This is a genomic window from Corticimicrobacter populi (assembly GCF_003123725.1).
GTDB lineage: Bacteria > Pseudomonadota > Gammaproteobacteria > Burkholderiales > Burkholderiaceae_B > Corticimicrobacter > Corticimicrobacter populi.
In genome coordinates this window covers 223,011-236,729 of the sequence record NZ_QETA01000003.1, presented here as the reverse complement: position 1 = coordinate 236,729, position 13,719 = coordinate 223,011, and the positions used below count along the sequence as shown (strand labels likewise).

The following is a 13,719-nucleotide window of genomic DNA, read 5'->3' as shown; positions in this document are numbered from 1 at the left end:
AGGACTTTTCATGCGACCCGCACGCGCCCGGATTGATCTATCGGCTCTCAGACACAATTACGGCGTGGCCAGGCAGACGCATGGTGGTCAGGTCATGGCGGTGCTCAAGGCCAATGGCTATGGGCACGGTGCCATTCCCTGTGCGCAGGCATTGCAACAGACGGCAGATGGTTTTGCCGTGGCTTTCGTGGCTGAAGGCGTGGCCTTGCGTGAGGCTGGCATCCAGGGGTCTTTGCTCAGCCTTGAGGGCTGTTTCGATATGGATGAGTTGCAGCAATGCGTGGTCCTGGATATCTGGCCTGTCGTGCACCAACTGGCGCAGGTCGAGCAGATCGAACGTCTCGATCTGCCTGCGGGCCGGTCACTGCATGTCTGGCTGAAAATAGATACCGGCATGCACCGTGTGGGCTTTGCGCCCGACGCGGTGGCGACTATCCATCGACGCCTGTTGGAGAGCGGCAAGGTCGGCCAGATCACCTTCATGACCCACTTTGCGCAGGCCGATGACCTGGCTGTCGACGCTACCCGGCTCCAGATCGAACGATTCAACCAGGCCACGGCCGGGCTCGAAGGCGGGCGCAGTCTGAGCAATTCTGCGGCCATACAAGCCTGGCCGGCAGCCTATGGCAATTGGGGGCGGCAGGGGATTTCGCTGTATGGTGTGGACCCCGTCGACCAGACCCGGTCGCATCCTGAGCTGCGTGCCGTGATGACGCTTGAGGCCGGCATCTTTGCCGAACGCTGGCTGGAGCCGGGGGATGCGCTCAGTTATGGTGCTACTTTTGTGGCCGAGCGTCGTACGCGTATCGGATTGGTGGCGTTGGGTTATGCAGATGGCTATCCGCGCAGTGCGCCTACAGGCACGGCGGTCTGGGTCAGGGGGCAACGTACCCGGTTGGTCGGGCGTGTCTGCATGGATATGCTGATGGTCGATCTGACCGATCTGCCGGAGGCGGGTTCGGGCGACTGGGTGGAGTTCTGGGGACCACATATTCCTGTCGGCGAAATTGCCGCAGCCGTGGGCACGATCTCCTACGAATTGCTATGCAATGTCAAGCGGGTGGCATTCGAGTACCAGGGCTGAATCCGGCTGCGCTAGACTGGCACTTCCAATCTACGCATACAGGAGCGTTTCATGAATATCCTCGGATCCCTTGCTTCGGCTCTGGGCGGTGGCCAGTCCCCTCTGTCGGCGGCGAGCCTGCTGCCTGCGCTGATCGAACAGATCAAGAAATATCCCGGGGGCCTGACCGGACTGATCGAGAGTTTCCGCAAAGGGGGGCTGGGCGAAATCGTGACTTCGTGGATCGGTTCCGGCCAGAATCTGCCGGTCAGTGCCGATCAGTTGCGCGCCGTGTTGCCCGATAGCATGATTGGCGCACTGAGCCAGGCCTCGGGTCAGGACAATGGTTCGGTGCTGAGCCTGCTCACGTCGCTGTTGCCACAAGTGGTGGACAAGGCCACACCGGCTGGGCAGCCAGACGAACAGGCCCTGAATTCCGGCGGTTTGCTGGGGGCCTTGTCCGGCCTGCTCAAGTAAGCACAGGAAGCGTGCACGAAGGCAGGTGGACGGCGGGATCGGCAGTCGTTCCCGCCTTCGGTAGCGATACTGGCCTGCTGCGGGCCGTCTGTTGTCAGACAGTCGGTGCGGGCTGGAGCAGATGGCGGCTGCGTTCGAGCGCGTCTTTCAGGTCCCAGGCTACATGGCTGGCACCCAGCTTGTCTAGGAAGCCGTAGCGCTTCATTTCTATTTCGGGCTGTGCTGCCAGCCCGCATACCATCAGTTGGCTACCTTTTTGCTGCAGATGCTGGCGCAGATGATCGAGCGCATCCAGCCCGCTGGAGTCCAGCTTGACCAGTGACGTCAGATCCAGGATCGTGATGGCGGGCGGTGGTTGCGTAGAGGCTTCGAGTGGCTCGATCTTGTCGGTCGAACCAAAGAACAATGTGCCGTACAGCGCCCAGACGTGCACCTGCTCGGCGAGGTCCGGAGCCTCCTGATCCAGAGCGACACGTCGTACGTGTGTCGTCGCCGCCATGTGTACGATAAAGAATACGCATGCCAGTCCGAGGCCGACCTGTATGGCGACGGTCAGATCAAAGACCACCGTCAGCAGAAACGTCCCCAGCATGATGATGCGGTGCGACAGCGGAAAGCGTTTCAGGCTGGCAAAGGCACGCCATTCACCCATGTTCCAGGCGACCATCATCAGGATGGCGGCCAGCGCCGCCATCGGCACATGCACGGCGAGTGGTGCTGCGACCAGCATGATGATCAGCAGTGTTAGGGCGTGTACGCAGCCGGCAACCGGGCTTGTTGCGCCGGCGCGAATGTTGGTGACGGTACGGGCAATGGTGCCGGTGACCGGAATGCCGCCGAAGAAGGGCACGACGGCATTGGCGACGCCCTGGGCCATCAGTTCCTGGTTGGGATCGTGGCGATCGCCTGTCATGACGTCTGCCACACGTGCGCACAGCAGGGATTCGATGGCACACAGCACGGCAATGGTAATGGTGGGCCCGAACAACTGCTTGACCGTGAGCCAGGAAAACTCGGGCAGTTCGAAGGGGGGCAGGCTTTGCGGAATGCCGCCGAAACGGTTGCCGATGGTATCAACGGGGAGTGTGAACAGCCAGGTGGCGAGCGTGGCCAGCACCAGAACGACGACAGTGCCCGGAATGCGCTGGAGTGTATTGTGCAGGCCCTGGGTCGGAAATGCCTTTGGCAGTATGCGGCGTGTGACCTGAGCAAGGCGACCTGGGCGCGACGGGTTGCCGGGACGCGGCCAGATGGCCAGCAATAGCAGGCAGGCTGCGCCCAGCCCGACTGAAAAGAGCGATACGGTCTGGATGTGCGTGCCGATGGCATGCAATTGAGAAAAGAAGTCTGCCGGTACCTTGGCGATATCCAGTCCGAGAAAGTCCTTGACCTGGGTCAGTCCGATCAGGACAGCGATGCCGTTGGTGAAACCGACCACGATGGGCAGTGGTACGAAACGTACCAGCGTGCCGAGCTTGAACAGGCCCAGCAGGAACAGCAGGATGCCGGCCAGTATCGTACTGATCAGCAGGTTGGCCAGGCCATATTGCTCGATGATGCTGTACACCACCACGATGAAGGCACCGGCCGGCCCGCCGATCTGTACCCGCGAACCGCCCAGCAGCGAGACCAGCAATCCGCCCAATACGGCGGTGAACAGGCCGGCTTCCGGGTTGACGCCGCTGGCAATTGCAAAGGCCATGGCCAGCGGCAGGGCGACGACGCCGACCGTGATGCCGGCACCGATATCGCGCCCCAGACGGTCGCGGCTGTAGTGGCCGATGATCTTGAGCAACTCGGGCCGGAAACGGGCCAGATGGAGGGACGGAGCCTTCCGGTGAGGGTGAGGTGTACGCATGATGAAGCCGATAACGAAAACGACTGACTGCGGTTGCAGTCAGTCGGTTGCACAACGGAAATCATGTCGCAGGCGTTCGGGCATGCCAGGATGTCTGGGCGCCGGCAGGCATAGGATTTTGTAAGTTTTCTTATTCTACGCCGTAAGTGCAGTTTTGTGTGAAGATGCGTGATTTTGGCTGATTTTCATGGCCTTAAGTCTAATTGCGAAAATCAGCCAGACATGCATCGGGCCAAAGTCAGGCCGACGGTGGCACGAAACCCTGGGCCTCGATGTCGTGATCCTCGAACAGGAATCGTTCCATCTGTTCGGCCAGGTATTTGCGGGCGCGGGCATCGGCCAGGTTGAGGCGGTTTTCGTTGACCAGTCGGGTCTGGATACCGGTCCATTCTATCCAGGCTTCCTTGGAAATCCCTTGCCAGATGCGCTTGCCCAGTTCACCGGGATAGGGAGGATAGTCCAGTCCTTCGGCTTCGCGTTTGAGTTTGACGCATTGAATCATACGTGCCATGGCGTACAGGCTCCCATGTGAAAATTGAATCGATGTGGTGTGGCTGATTGTACCCAAGCGGGCCTGTCAGAGCCGCTTGATGAAAATCAAGCTGTTGCGCGACGGATTGTAGGTGGCCTGCTTGCTCCTGGGCAGGTCGCTGATGCCACCGGGCGTGAACCCACGCTTGATGAACCAGTGCGAGGTGCGCGTGGTCAGCACGAACAGCCGCTTGACGCCTGCTGCGCGGGCACGCCCTTCGATGTGGCGCAGCAGGATCTCGCCTTCGCCTTCGCCCTGCCAGTCGGGGTGTACGATCAGGCAGGCCATTTCGGCCATTTTTTCGTCAGGATGGACATACAGTGCAGCGCAGCCGTAGATGACGCTGTCGTGCTCGAGTACCGTGTATTTCTCGACATCGCGCTCGATTTCGCCACGGGCGCGGGGCACCAGCGTGCCGTCTGCCTCGAGCGGTTCGATCAGGCGAATGATGGCACCGACATCATCCATGGTGGCGGGTCGCAGGTCATCCAGCGTGTCTTCGACGACCATGGTGCCGACGCCGTCGTGGGTGAAGACTTCCAGCAGCACGCTGCCGTCGAGATCATAGGGCAGCAGGTGGGCGCGTGCCACGCCGCGCTTGACGGCTTTCGAGGCAAAGCCGAGGTAAAAGGCGGTTTCCTCGTCGAGCGCGCCGCCTGCCAGCAGGGCGTCTGCGTCGGCACGGGCCAGTTCGGTGTCGATGCCGCCGCTTTCTTCCACCACGCCGCTGGAGCCGGTCAGGAAAATGAGTTTTTCGGCACGCAGCGCGATGGCGGCAGCAGTCGCCAGGTCGGCCATGTCGAGCGTGAAGGCTTCGCCGGTGGGCGAGAAGCCCAGGGGCGACATGAGCACGATTGAGTCGTGCGACAGTGCGAACTTGAGTGCGTCCTGGTCGAGCTTGCGGGCGACACCGGCGTGCCGGTAGTCGACGCCGCCGATCACGCCAAGCGGGCGTGCGGTGACGAAATTGCCCGAGACGACACGCACATGGGAATGCGACATGGGCGTATTGGGCAAGCCCTGGCTGAAGGCGGCCTCGATATCGAGGCGGATTTCGCCAGCGGCTTCCTTGGCGCATTCGAGCATGGCGGCATCGACGATATTGAGGCCGCGCGTGAGCTGCTGCGAATAGCCCTTGAGGCGTAGTTGCTCGTTGACCTGGGGCTCCGAGCCGTGGATCAGCAGCAGACGAATGCCCAGCGACGACAGCAGCGAGATATCCTGTACCAGCGCATTGAGGGCACCGGCCTGTACCAGTTCGCCACCGAAGGCGACCACGAAGGTTTTGCCGCGAAAGGCGTGGACGTAGGGTGCGACCTCTCGAAACCATCGAACGAACTGAGCCGGCGCGAATTCGGGCGCATCGAGGGCTGAGTAGGTATCGGGCTCGGGGGTATCGGTCATGGCGTCGTGGCAGTCCGGGTCGGGGTTTGGGAGGGCGACATGAGCCGCCAGCATATCCGTGGTTTTGGTTGGCGTTTATTTTAGACGGATATGGAAGATGGCATTGTCTGAAATCAAAACCGGCTACAGAAACAAAGCGGTAGAATTCAGCCCATTGACATGACACTGGAGCGTGTGCGAGATGAATGTGGACGTAGTCATCGTCGGGGCCGGCCCGACCGGCCTGAGCATGGCCCATGTACTGGCGCAGGCAGGCATTTCGGTGGCGCTCCTCGAGCGTCAGTCGCGCGCAGCGCTGGCCGATGCTGCCTTTGACGGGCGCGAGATCGCCCTGACACACGAGTCGCGTCGCCTGATGCAGGCATGGGGGATGTGGGAGCGCATTCCGGCCGAAGAAATTTCGGATCTCAAGCACGCACAGGTCATGGACGGATCCTCGCGCCATGGCATGCATGTCCAGGCAGAAGCAGGCAGCGAGGCCCAGTTGGGCTGGCTGGTGCCCAACCACCTGATCCGCCAGGCGGCGTATGCCAATATCCTGGGCAACGAGCGCATCCAGTTGCTCGACGAGGTCAAGGTCGAGCGCGTATCGACCGACGAGCAAGGCTGTACGGTCAGCCTGGCAGATGGTCGCGTAATCGGCGGCAAGCTGCTGATCGCCGCCGACAGCCGTTTTTCCGAAACACGGCGGGCGCTGGGCATCCCCGCCCACATGAAAGACTACGGCAAGAGCATGATGGTGTTCCGTGCCCAGCACGATGTGCCGCACGGACACGTGGCCTGGGAATGGTTCGGCTATGGCCAGACCCGCGCGCTGCTGCCGCTCAACGGCAACCAGGCGTCGGTGGTGCTGACCCTGCCGCACAGCCAGATGCAGCAGTTGCAGGCGCTCGACGAAGATGCCTTCAATATCGATATTCAGCGCCGTTTCGAACACCGCCTGGGTACGATGAAACGTGTCAGCGTCAGCACGGTTTACCCGCTGGTCGGCGTGTATTCCTCGCGGTTCCATGCCCGGCGGTTTGCACTGATCGGCGATGCGGCTGTCGGCATGCATCCGGTCACCGCACATGGCTTCAACCTGGGGCTGACCAGCGTCAAGCTGTTGTCCGAGCGGATACTCGCAGCCCACCGCGCAGGCCAGGACATGGCGGCCGCTTCGTTGCTCGAGAGCTATACCTGGGCACATCGCCGCGCCAGCCTGCCACTCTATACGGCCACCAACCTGGTGGTATCGCTCTATACCAATGACCGCGCACCGGCGCGCGTGCTGCGCAGCGCCGTGCTGCGCGTGGCTGATGCGCTGGCACCTTTCAAGCGCATGGTGGCCTCGCAATTGACCGGCTGATCGTTGCTGTCCCGCTACTGGCAGGGGACTTTGCGCACCGATCGGGTGCGTAGCGTTTGCGCATTCCCCTGCAACGCGGTAAATTCGTTTTCTTGTATGTGCTTATTCATCAGTCGCACATGCATTGGCAGACAAGAACCCGGCCATCATCCGGGAACGATGCGCTAATACAACCTGCTGCGAGCCGCGCCACAAGCGTGTGATGCCACAGCTTCCGTTTCGACCTCAGGCATTCTCAGGAATGTTGCGATGCGCCCCGGGTGGTGCGCGCCGGGTCGGCAGGGCATCCAGGTAGCCCGGTTCCGTGAACCGTCAAGCCTTGATGTGCTGTTCCGATCAGCGCAAACCATGTTGCCGCCTTACCCTGGCAGGCAAGACTCGATGTCGCAAAGCCGGTTTTGAAAGGAATACAACATGGAAATCAATGGCGCCGAAATCGTCGTGCGCTGTCTGGTCGAAGAGGGCGTGACGCACGTCTTCGGATACCCTGGCGGCGCGGTGCTCTACATCTACGACGCGATTTACAAGCAAGAACAGTTCGAACACATTCTGGTGCGACACGAGCAGGCTGCCGTGCACGCGGCCGATGCCTATTCGCGTTCGACCGAAAAGGTCGGCGTGGCACTGGTCACCAGCGGTCCGGGCCTGACCAATGCCGTGACCGGCATTGCCACAGCCTACATGGACTCGATCCCGATGGTGATCATCAGTGGTCAGGTTCCCACGGCAGCGATCGGCGAGGACGCCTTCCAGGAGTGCGATACCGTTGGTATTACCCGCCCCTGCGTCAAGCACAATTTCCTGGTGCGCGACGTCAAGGATCTGGCCGACGTGATGCGCAAGGCATTCTATATTGCCCGTACCGGCCGTCCCGGCCCGGTGCTGGTGGACATCCCCAAGGACATTACGGTGGCGCAGTGCAAGTACTCGCCGGCCCGTGAGGAAATCCACCTGCGCTCCTACATGCCTGTCACCAAGGGTCATCAGGGACAGATCAAGAAGGCCGTGCAGATGCTGCGCCAGGCCGAGCGGCCGGTGATCTATACCGGTGGTGGCGTGATCCTGTCCAATGCTTCCGAAGAGTTGCGACAACTGGTTGATCTGATGGGTGCGCCCTGCACCAATACCCTGATGGGCCTGGGTGCGTTCCCGGCCAGTGATCGGCATTTTGTGGGCATGCCCGGCATGCATGGCACCTACGAGGCCAATATGGCCATGCAGCACTGCGATGTGCTGCTGGCCATCGGCGCGCGCTTCGATGACCGTGTGATCGGCAACCCGCGCCATTTTGCGCAAAATCCACGCAAGATCATCCATATTGACGTCGATCCGTCGTCGATCTCCAAGCGCGTCAAGGTCGATGTGCCCATCGTCGGCAACGTCCGTGATGTGCTGCAGGAGATGATCGAGCAGTTGCGCACGGCACCCGAGGCACCCAAGGCTGGCCGCTTCGAGAAGTGGTGGCAGCAGATCGAGACCTGGCGCGGCAAGCAGTGCCTGGCCTACGAACCCTCCGATGAAGTCATCAAGCCGCAGTTCGTGGTGCAAAAGCTCTGGGAAGTGACCGGCGGCGATGCCTATGTCACTTCCGACGTGGGCCAGCACCAGATGTGGGCGGCGCAATACTATGGCTTTGACAAGCCGCGCCGCTGGATCAATTCGGGTGGCCTGGGTACCATGGGTGTGGGCCTGCCGTACGCCATGGGCGTGAAGATGGCACACCCCGATGCCGAGGTGGCCGTGATCACCGGCGAGGCCTCGATCCAGATGAACATCCAGGAGCTGGCGACCTGCCGTCAGTACCGGATCCATCCCAAGATCATCTGTCTCAACAACCGTTTCCTGGGCATGGTGCGCCAGTGGCAGCAGATTGAATACGGTTCGCGCTATTCCGAGTCGTACATGGATTCGCTGCCCGATTTCGTCAAGCTGGTCGAGAGCTTCGGTCATGTCGGCGTGCGCGTCGAAAAGCCGGGCGATGTCGAGGGCGCGTTGCGCGAGGCCTTCGCCCTGAAGGACAGGCTGGTGTTCCTGGACTTCCTGACCGACCGCACCGAGAACGTCTGGCCCATGGTCAAGGCAGGCCGTGGCCTGACCGAGATGATGATGGGCTCGCAAGAGCTTTGAGGAGACGACATGAGACACGTGATTTCGGTTCTCATGGAGAACGAACCCGGCGCGCTGTCGCGGGTGGTGGGGCTGTTTTCAGCCCGTGGCTACAACATCGAGACCTTGACCGTGGCACCGACCGAGGATGCCACGCTGTCGCGCCTGACGGTGGTGACGACCGGTTCGGATGCCGTGATCGAGCAGATCACCAAGCATCTCAACCGCCTGATCGACGTGGTCAAGGTGGTGGACCTGACCGAAGGTCCGCATATCGAGCGTGAGCTGATGCTGATCAAGGTCCGTGCCGTGGGCAAGGAGCGTGAAGAGGTCAAGCGCATGGCCGATATCTTCCGCGGCAGCATCATCGACGTGACCGACAAGTCCTATACCATCGAGCTGACCGGTGCGCAGGACAAGCTGCAGGCGTTCATCGATGCACTTGATCGCAGCGCCATTCTCGAAACGGTCCGTACGGGCGCGTCCGGCATCGGCCGGGGCGAGCGGGTACTGAAAGTCTGACGCAGCGCCGGTATGCAGGGTGGGTTGCCCTGCATGGCCGGTTCTGCAGCAATGCATATTCCAATTTCTGAATCTGACTGAATACACAGGAGAGCACACATGAAGGTTTTCTACGACAAGGATTGCGATCTGTCCCTCATCAAGGGCCGCACCGTCGCCATCATCGGTTATGGTTCGCAGGGCCATGCCCATGCGCTGAACCTGCACAATTCGGGTGTCAAGGTCATTGTTGGCCTGCGCCAGGGCGGTGCATCGTGGAACAAGGCCGCCAACGCCGGCCTGGAAGTCAAGGAAGTGGCCGAGGCCGTCAAGGCTGCCGACATCGTCATGATGCTGCTGCCCGACGAGAACATCGCCGCCGTGTACCGCGACCAGGTCGCGCCCAACATCAAGGCAGGTGCCGCACTGGCCTTCGCCCACGGTTTCAACGTGCATTATGGTCAGGTCGTGCCGCGCGATGACATCGATGTCATCATGGTCGCGCCCAAGGCCCCCGGCCACACTGTGCGTGCCACCTATACCCAGGGCGGCGGCGTGCCTCACCTGATAGCTGTCTACCAGGACAAGTCCGGAGCTGCCCGTGATATCGCCCTGTCGTACGCCAGCGCCAACGGCGGTGGCCGTGCCGGCATCATCGAGACCAACTTCCGCGAAGAGACCGAAACCGATCTGTTCGGCGAACAGGCCGTGCTGTGCGGCGGTACCGTCGAGCTGATCAAGGCCGGTTTCGACACGCTGGTGGAAGCCGGCTACGCACCCGAAATGGCCTATTTCGAGTGCCTGCACGAACTCAAGCTGATCGTCGACCTGATCTATGAAGGCGGTATCGCCAACATGAACTACTCGATCTCGAACAACGCCGAATTCGGCGAGTACGAGACCGGCCCCAAGGTCGTGACCGAAGAAACCCGCAAGGCCATGCGCCAGGCGCTCAAGGATATCCAGACTGGCGAATACGCCAAGAAGTTCATCCTCGAACACGCTGCCGGTGCGCCCACGCTGACTTCGCGTCGTCGCATCAACGCCGACTCGCAGATCGAGCAGGTCGGTGCCAAGCTGCGTGCGATGATGCCGTGGATTGCTGCCAACAAGATGGTTGACCAGACCAAGAACTGATCATTCTCCAGGCTGTGTCGGGTTTTTAAGGCCTGGCATGGTGTGGTGGCTATCTGAAACCCGGTGCCTGGAAAGGTGCCGGGTTTTTTGTCGTCGGTATCGCTGGCCGAAGCGCTTCTGCACCTGCACCTGCTAATGCGTCTGTAGAAATGTATTCAGCACCGGCAGTAGCCACTGTGACTGGCTTTCCTGCGCAGAGTGATCAGCGAATGGCAGATTCAGAAGCTTTGCCCCTGCCACACGGTCTGCCAGTTCGACGGCATTGGTACGGGAGACGAGCGGGTCGTCATCGCCCCGCACGACCAGCAGGCTGGCGCTGATGGTACACACGGTTTCGCCGGGGTAGCCCTCTTCGCTGTCGTCCAGCCAAAGCGTGCGCACCGCCGTCATCAGCCTTTCGAAATCAGGTTCCGGGTTCAATGCCAGGTAGCGATCGACCTCTTCAGGAAACATCTCGCGCCAATCTGCGGCGGTGATGCCCGCGTACATCTCGCGGGTCGGGTCGTTTGCCGACAACGCCCAGTGCGCGCCAATCGTAATGAGCTTGTTGATCCATGGAGTGCCGCTTGCGGCCAAGCGCAGGGCTGCGATGCCGCCATCGCTGTGGCCGATGATGCTGGCATTGGTCAATGCCAGATGCCGGACCACGGCTTCTACATCCTCTTGAATGCGCTTATAGGTTAGAGGCGAAGTGCCGAGCGTGGATTTTCCCTGCCCTCGACTGTCGATGCCGATCAGTCGATAGGTCTTGCCCAGGTGTGCTGCAAGCGTGTTGAAGGTTTCCACATCGCCGAGGCCACCATGCAGGAAGATCAGTGCAGGGCCGTCCTGATGGCCCTGCTGTTCGTAGTAGATGCGCGCGTCGTTGATTTGAAGATGCTCGCCGTCCCGATGATTGAAGACTGTCATGTTGTTGCCCTTGTACGGAATACCGTGGATGCTTGTACAGCATCAGTTTAGGCCAGCGGCCAATAGAAGTCTGGCGGCAATCCGGCCTCGGCCCGTTTTTCGTCATTGAAAGGCGGTTTGAGTGAACCCCGGAAGTACTGCCGCACCTTGTCATGGAAGGCCTCCTTGGGATCCAGGTCATATCGTCCGCACAGAAAATGGAACCACTTCGAACCATAGGCAACGTGTGCAACCTCTTCGGCGTAGATGGTTTCCAGTGCGGCAAGCGCGTCGGCCTGCCCAGCCTTGCGGAAAATCTCGATCATGGCGGGTGTCACGTCCAGCCCGCGTGCCTCCAGCACCATGGGCACGATGGCCAGCCGACCCATCAGGTCATGGGCCGTGTTCTCGGCAGATCGCCACATGCCGGCATGGGCAGGAAGCATGCCATAGCCACTGTCCTGTGCGATCAGGCAGTCGTTGACCAGATGGAAGTGTCGTGATTCGTCATCGGCGGCTCGAACCCAGTCGTCGTAGAAACCCAGGGGCATGGGGGTATCGGTAAAGCGGGCGATGATGTCCCAGTGCAGGTCGATGGCGTTGAACTCAATGTGGGCCACGGCGTGCAGCAGGGCGATACGCCCGCGTGGGCTGCCGGGATTGCGGCGCGGTACCTGGGTTGGCGACAGGAGTTCCGGATCCGCCGGGCGGGCCGGGTGGTCCGGGGCGGCAGCCTGACCGATTGGCATGGGCGTGCCACTGGCGCGGGCGTCTAGCCAGGCACGGGCGTAGGCACGTGAGCGGGCTGTCTTCTGTGCAGGATCTGCGGTGTTCAGGACGTCGACCGCACAGGCGGCCAGACAATCGGGCATGGGAGCATGCATGAGGATATCGACAATCGGTATGAAGGTTTGCACTGAGCAGGCGAGACCCTATCACAAGCTGACTGAAACTGGTATGCTGGCCGAGGCGTTTCGATTTGAAACGACCGTCAGACTGCTCCACGCAACTCAAGTCTGCCCGGCTGCACGATGCAAGGCCGGGCTCCGTCGTGTCGTTTCTTCGAGTGCCTCATGCATGAAGCCATCCCATCGGGTGGCGTGCCCGTGAGCCTATGAGTTTTATCCAGAGTCTTTTACTGCTTTTACTGCTGATCGGCGCGAGTGCCTTTGTCTCGCTGGCCGAAATATCGATGGCAGCATCGCGCCGCCTGCGCCTGCAGCGCATGGTCGACGAGGGCGATGAACGCGCCCGCACTGTGCTCCAGACACAGGAGCAACCCGCACATTATTTCACCGTGGTGCAGATCGGCACCAACGCATTGGCCATCCTGGGCGGGATCGTCGGTGAGTCCGTGTTCAGTCCGTACATCAATGCCCTGCTGGCGTTCTGGCTGGAGCCGGCCTGGAGCGAGCCGCTGGCCTTCCTGATTTCCTTTTTTCTGATCACCTCGCTGTTTATCCTGCTGACCGATCTGGTGCCGCGCCAGTTGGGCATGCTGCTGCCGGAGCAGGTGGCACTGCGGGTCATTCGCCCCATGCATGGCTTGATCTTCCTGCTGCGGCCATTGGTGCTGTTCTATTCGTGGCTGATGCAGCGTACCTTGCAGCTCCTGGGAGCACCTGCGCAGCGCGAGGAGAGGGTCACGTCGGCTGACATCCTGGCACTGACCGAAGCGGGCACGCGCTCGGGCGCGCTGGCGGCCGGAGAACAGCAGGTCATCGAGAATGTCTTTGAACTGACGACGCGCATGGTACCCAGTGCCATGACCCAGCGCGATCGCATTGCCTATTTTCTGGTCGATGATCCGGATGAAGTGATTCGCGCCCGGATCTCGGCCGAACCCTATTCGACTTACCCGGTCTGCCGTGGTGATATCGATCATGTGATCGGCTACGTGGATGCCAAGGATCTGTTCCAGCGTGTGCTCAATAACCAGCCGCTCAGACTGGATGACGAGACGCTCCTGCGCAAGGTATTGCTGGTACCGGATCGGCTGACGCTGGCCGAAGTGCTGGAGCAGTTCCGGCAGGTGGGCGAGGACTTCGCCATGATCGTCAACGAGTACAGCCTGATCGTGGGGCTGGTCACGCTCAATGACGTGATGAGCACGGTGATGGGCGATCTCGTCTCGCCCTGGGATGAAGAGCAGATCATCCGGCGCGATGCCGATTCCTGGCTGATCGATGGTGTGACGCCGATCCAGGATGTGCAGCGTGTGCTGGACATCGATGTGTTGCCCGAGGCGGATGAATACGAGACGCTGGCCGGTTTTTTGATGGTGATGTTGCGGCGCGTGCCGCGCCGCACCGATACCGTGACCTGGGGTGGCTACCGCTTCGAAGTCATGGATGTGGATAGCTTCCGGATTGACCAGGTGATGGTGACGCGGCTGCGTGAATGAG

General features: G+C 61.0%; 12 protein-coding genes. 7 read left to right on the top strand and 5 right to left on the bottom strand.

Going from position 1 to position 13,719, the window contains the following annotated elements; all coding sequences use genetic code 11:
* Positions 1-10 precede the first annotated feature (10 nt).
* Complete coding sequence (gene alr / locus DD235_RS09100) at positions 11-1,084, top strand: alanine racemase (RefSeq protein ID WP_109061754.1); 1,074 nt, start codon at positions 11-13, stop codon at positions 1,082-1,084.
* A gap of 51 nt (positions 1,085-1,135) precedes the next feature.
* Positions 1,136-1,540, top strand: a complete 405-nt coding sequence (locus tag DD235_RS09095) for a YidB family protein (RefSeq protein ID WP_109061753.1) — start codon at positions 1,136-1,138, stop codon at positions 1,538-1,540.
* A 94-nt stretch (positions 1,541-1,634) separates the two neighbouring features.
* Here DD235_RS09095 and DD235_RS09090 read toward each other — a convergent pair whose 3' ends face one another.
* From DD235_RS09090 to argA, 3 genes are all read right to left on the bottom strand, one after another.
* Positions 1,635-3,398 (bottom strand): SulP family inorganic anion transporter, encoded by a 1,764-nt coding sequence (locus DD235_RS09090; protein ID WP_109061752.1) that lies wholly within the window; start codon positions 3,396-3,398, stop codon positions 1,635-1,637.
* A gap of 238 nt (positions 3,399-3,636) precedes the next feature.
* Positions 3,637-3,909, bottom strand: a complete 273-nt coding sequence (locus DD235_RS09085; protein WP_109061751.1) for an oxidative damage protection protein — start codon at positions 3,907-3,909, stop codon at positions 3,637-3,639.
* A gap of 66 nt (positions 3,910-3,975) precedes the next feature.
* Entirely contained in the window at positions 3,976-5,334 is a 1,359-nt protein-coding gene (argA, locus tag DD235_RS09080) for an amino-acid N-acetyltransferase (protein ID WP_109061750.1), read from the bottom strand.
* Between the two features lie 181 nt (positions 5,335-5,515).
* Between argA and ubiM the strand changes: the two genes are divergently transcribed.
* The 4 genes from ubiM (at position 5,516) to ilvC (ending at position 10,426) form a co-directional block, all read left to right on the top strand.
* Complete coding sequence (gene ubiM / locus DD235_RS09075) at positions 5,516-6,682, top strand: 5-demethoxyubiquinol-8 5-hydroxylase UbiM (protein ID WP_109061749.1); 1,167 nt, start codon at positions 5,516-5,518, stop codon at positions 6,680-6,682.
* 414 nt (positions 6,683-7,096) lie between these two features.
* Positions 7,097-8,809 carry an acetolactate synthase 3 catalytic subunit gene (locus tag DD235_RS09070; RefSeq protein ID WP_109061748.1) on the top strand — a complete coding sequence of 571 codons (1,713 nt, stop codon included), beginning with the start codon at positions 7,097-7,099 and terminating at the stop codon, positions 8,807-8,809.
* A gap of 9 nt (positions 8,810-8,818) precedes the next feature.
* Positions 8,819-9,310: an acetolactate synthase small subunit gene (gene ilvN / locus DD235_RS09065; protein WP_109061747.1), complete on the top strand. Its 492-nt coding sequence runs from the start codon at positions 8,819-8,821 to the stop codon at positions 9,308-9,310.
* Between the two features lie 99 nt (positions 9,311-9,409).
* Positions 9,410-10,426 carry a ketol-acid reductoisomerase gene (gene ilvC / locus DD235_RS09060; RefSeq protein ID WP_109061746.1) on the top strand — a complete coding sequence of 339 codons (1,017 nt, stop codon included), beginning with the start codon at positions 9,410-9,412 and terminating at the stop codon, positions 10,424-10,426.
* 132 nt (positions 10,427-10,558) lie between these two features.
* Here the strand turns inward: ilvC and DD235_RS09055 are convergent, their stop codons facing one another.
* Positions 10,559-11,335 carry an alpha/beta fold hydrolase gene (locus DD235_RS09055; RefSeq protein ID WP_109061745.1) on the bottom strand — a complete coding sequence of 259 codons (777 nt, stop codon included), beginning with the start codon at positions 11,333-11,335 and terminating at the stop codon, positions 10,559-10,561.
* Positions 11,336-11,382: 47 nt separating this feature from the next.
* The gene (locus DD235_RS09050) at positions 11,383-12,198 is read right to left on the bottom strand and encodes a ferritin-like domain-containing protein (RefSeq protein WP_204524221.1); all 816 of its coding nucleotides are present in this window, start codon (positions 12,196-12,198) and stop codon (positions 11,383-11,385) included.
* A gap of 230 nt (positions 12,199-12,428) precedes the next feature.
* Between DD235_RS09050 and paeA the strand changes: the two genes are divergently transcribed.
* Positions 12,429-13,718, top strand: a complete 1,290-nt coding sequence (paeA, locus tag DD235_RS09045; protein WP_109061743.1) for a polyamine export protein PaeA — start codon at positions 12,429-12,431, stop codon at positions 13,716-13,718.
* Position 13,719: the final 1 nt, after the last annotated feature.

Coding starts and splice junctions, on each gene's coding strand:
- ilvC (WP_109061746.1), top strand. CDS start 9,410: ATGAAGGTTTTCTACGACAAGGATTGCGATCTGTCCCTCATCAAGGGC.
- DD235_RS09085 (WP_109061751.1), bottom strand. CDS start 3,909: ATGGCACGTATGATTCAATGCGTCAAACTCAAACGCGAAGCCGAAGGA.
- paeA (WP_109061743.1), top strand. CDS start 12,429: ATGAGTTTTATCCAGAGTCTTTTACTGCTTTTACTGCTGATCGGCGCG.
- DD235_RS09095 (WP_109061753.1), top strand. CDS start 1,136: ATGAATATCCTCGGATCCCTTGCTTCGGCTCTGGGCGGTGGCCAGTCC.
- DD235_RS09090 (WP_109061752.1), bottom strand. CDS start 3,398: ATGCGTACACCTCACCCTCACCGGAAGGCTCCGTCCCTCCATCTGGCC.
- alr (WP_109061754.1), top strand. CDS start 11: ATGCGACCCGCACGCGCCCGGATTGATCTATCGGCTCTCAGACACAAT.
- DD235_RS09070 (WP_109061748.1), top strand. CDS start 7,097: ATGGAAATCAATGGCGCCGAAATCGTCGTGCGCTGTCTGGTCGAAGAG.
- argA (WP_109061750.1), bottom strand. CDS start 5,334: ATGACCGATACCCCCGAGCCCGATACCTACTCAGCCCTCGATGCGCCC.
- ubiM (WP_109061749.1), top strand. CDS start 5,516: ATGAATGTGGACGTAGTCATCGTCGGGGCCGGCCCGACCGGCCTGAGC.
- ilvN (WP_109061747.1), top strand. CDS start 8,819: ATGAGACACGTGATTTCGGTTCTCATGGAGAACGAACCCGGCGCGCTG.
- DD235_RS09055 (WP_109061745.1), bottom strand. CDS start 11,335: ATGACAGTCTTCAATCATCGGGACGGCGAGCATCTTCAAATCAACGAC.
- DD235_RS09050 (WP_204524221.1), bottom strand. CDS start 12,198: ATGCATGCTCCCATGCCCGATTGTCTGGCCGCCTGTGCGGTCGACGTC.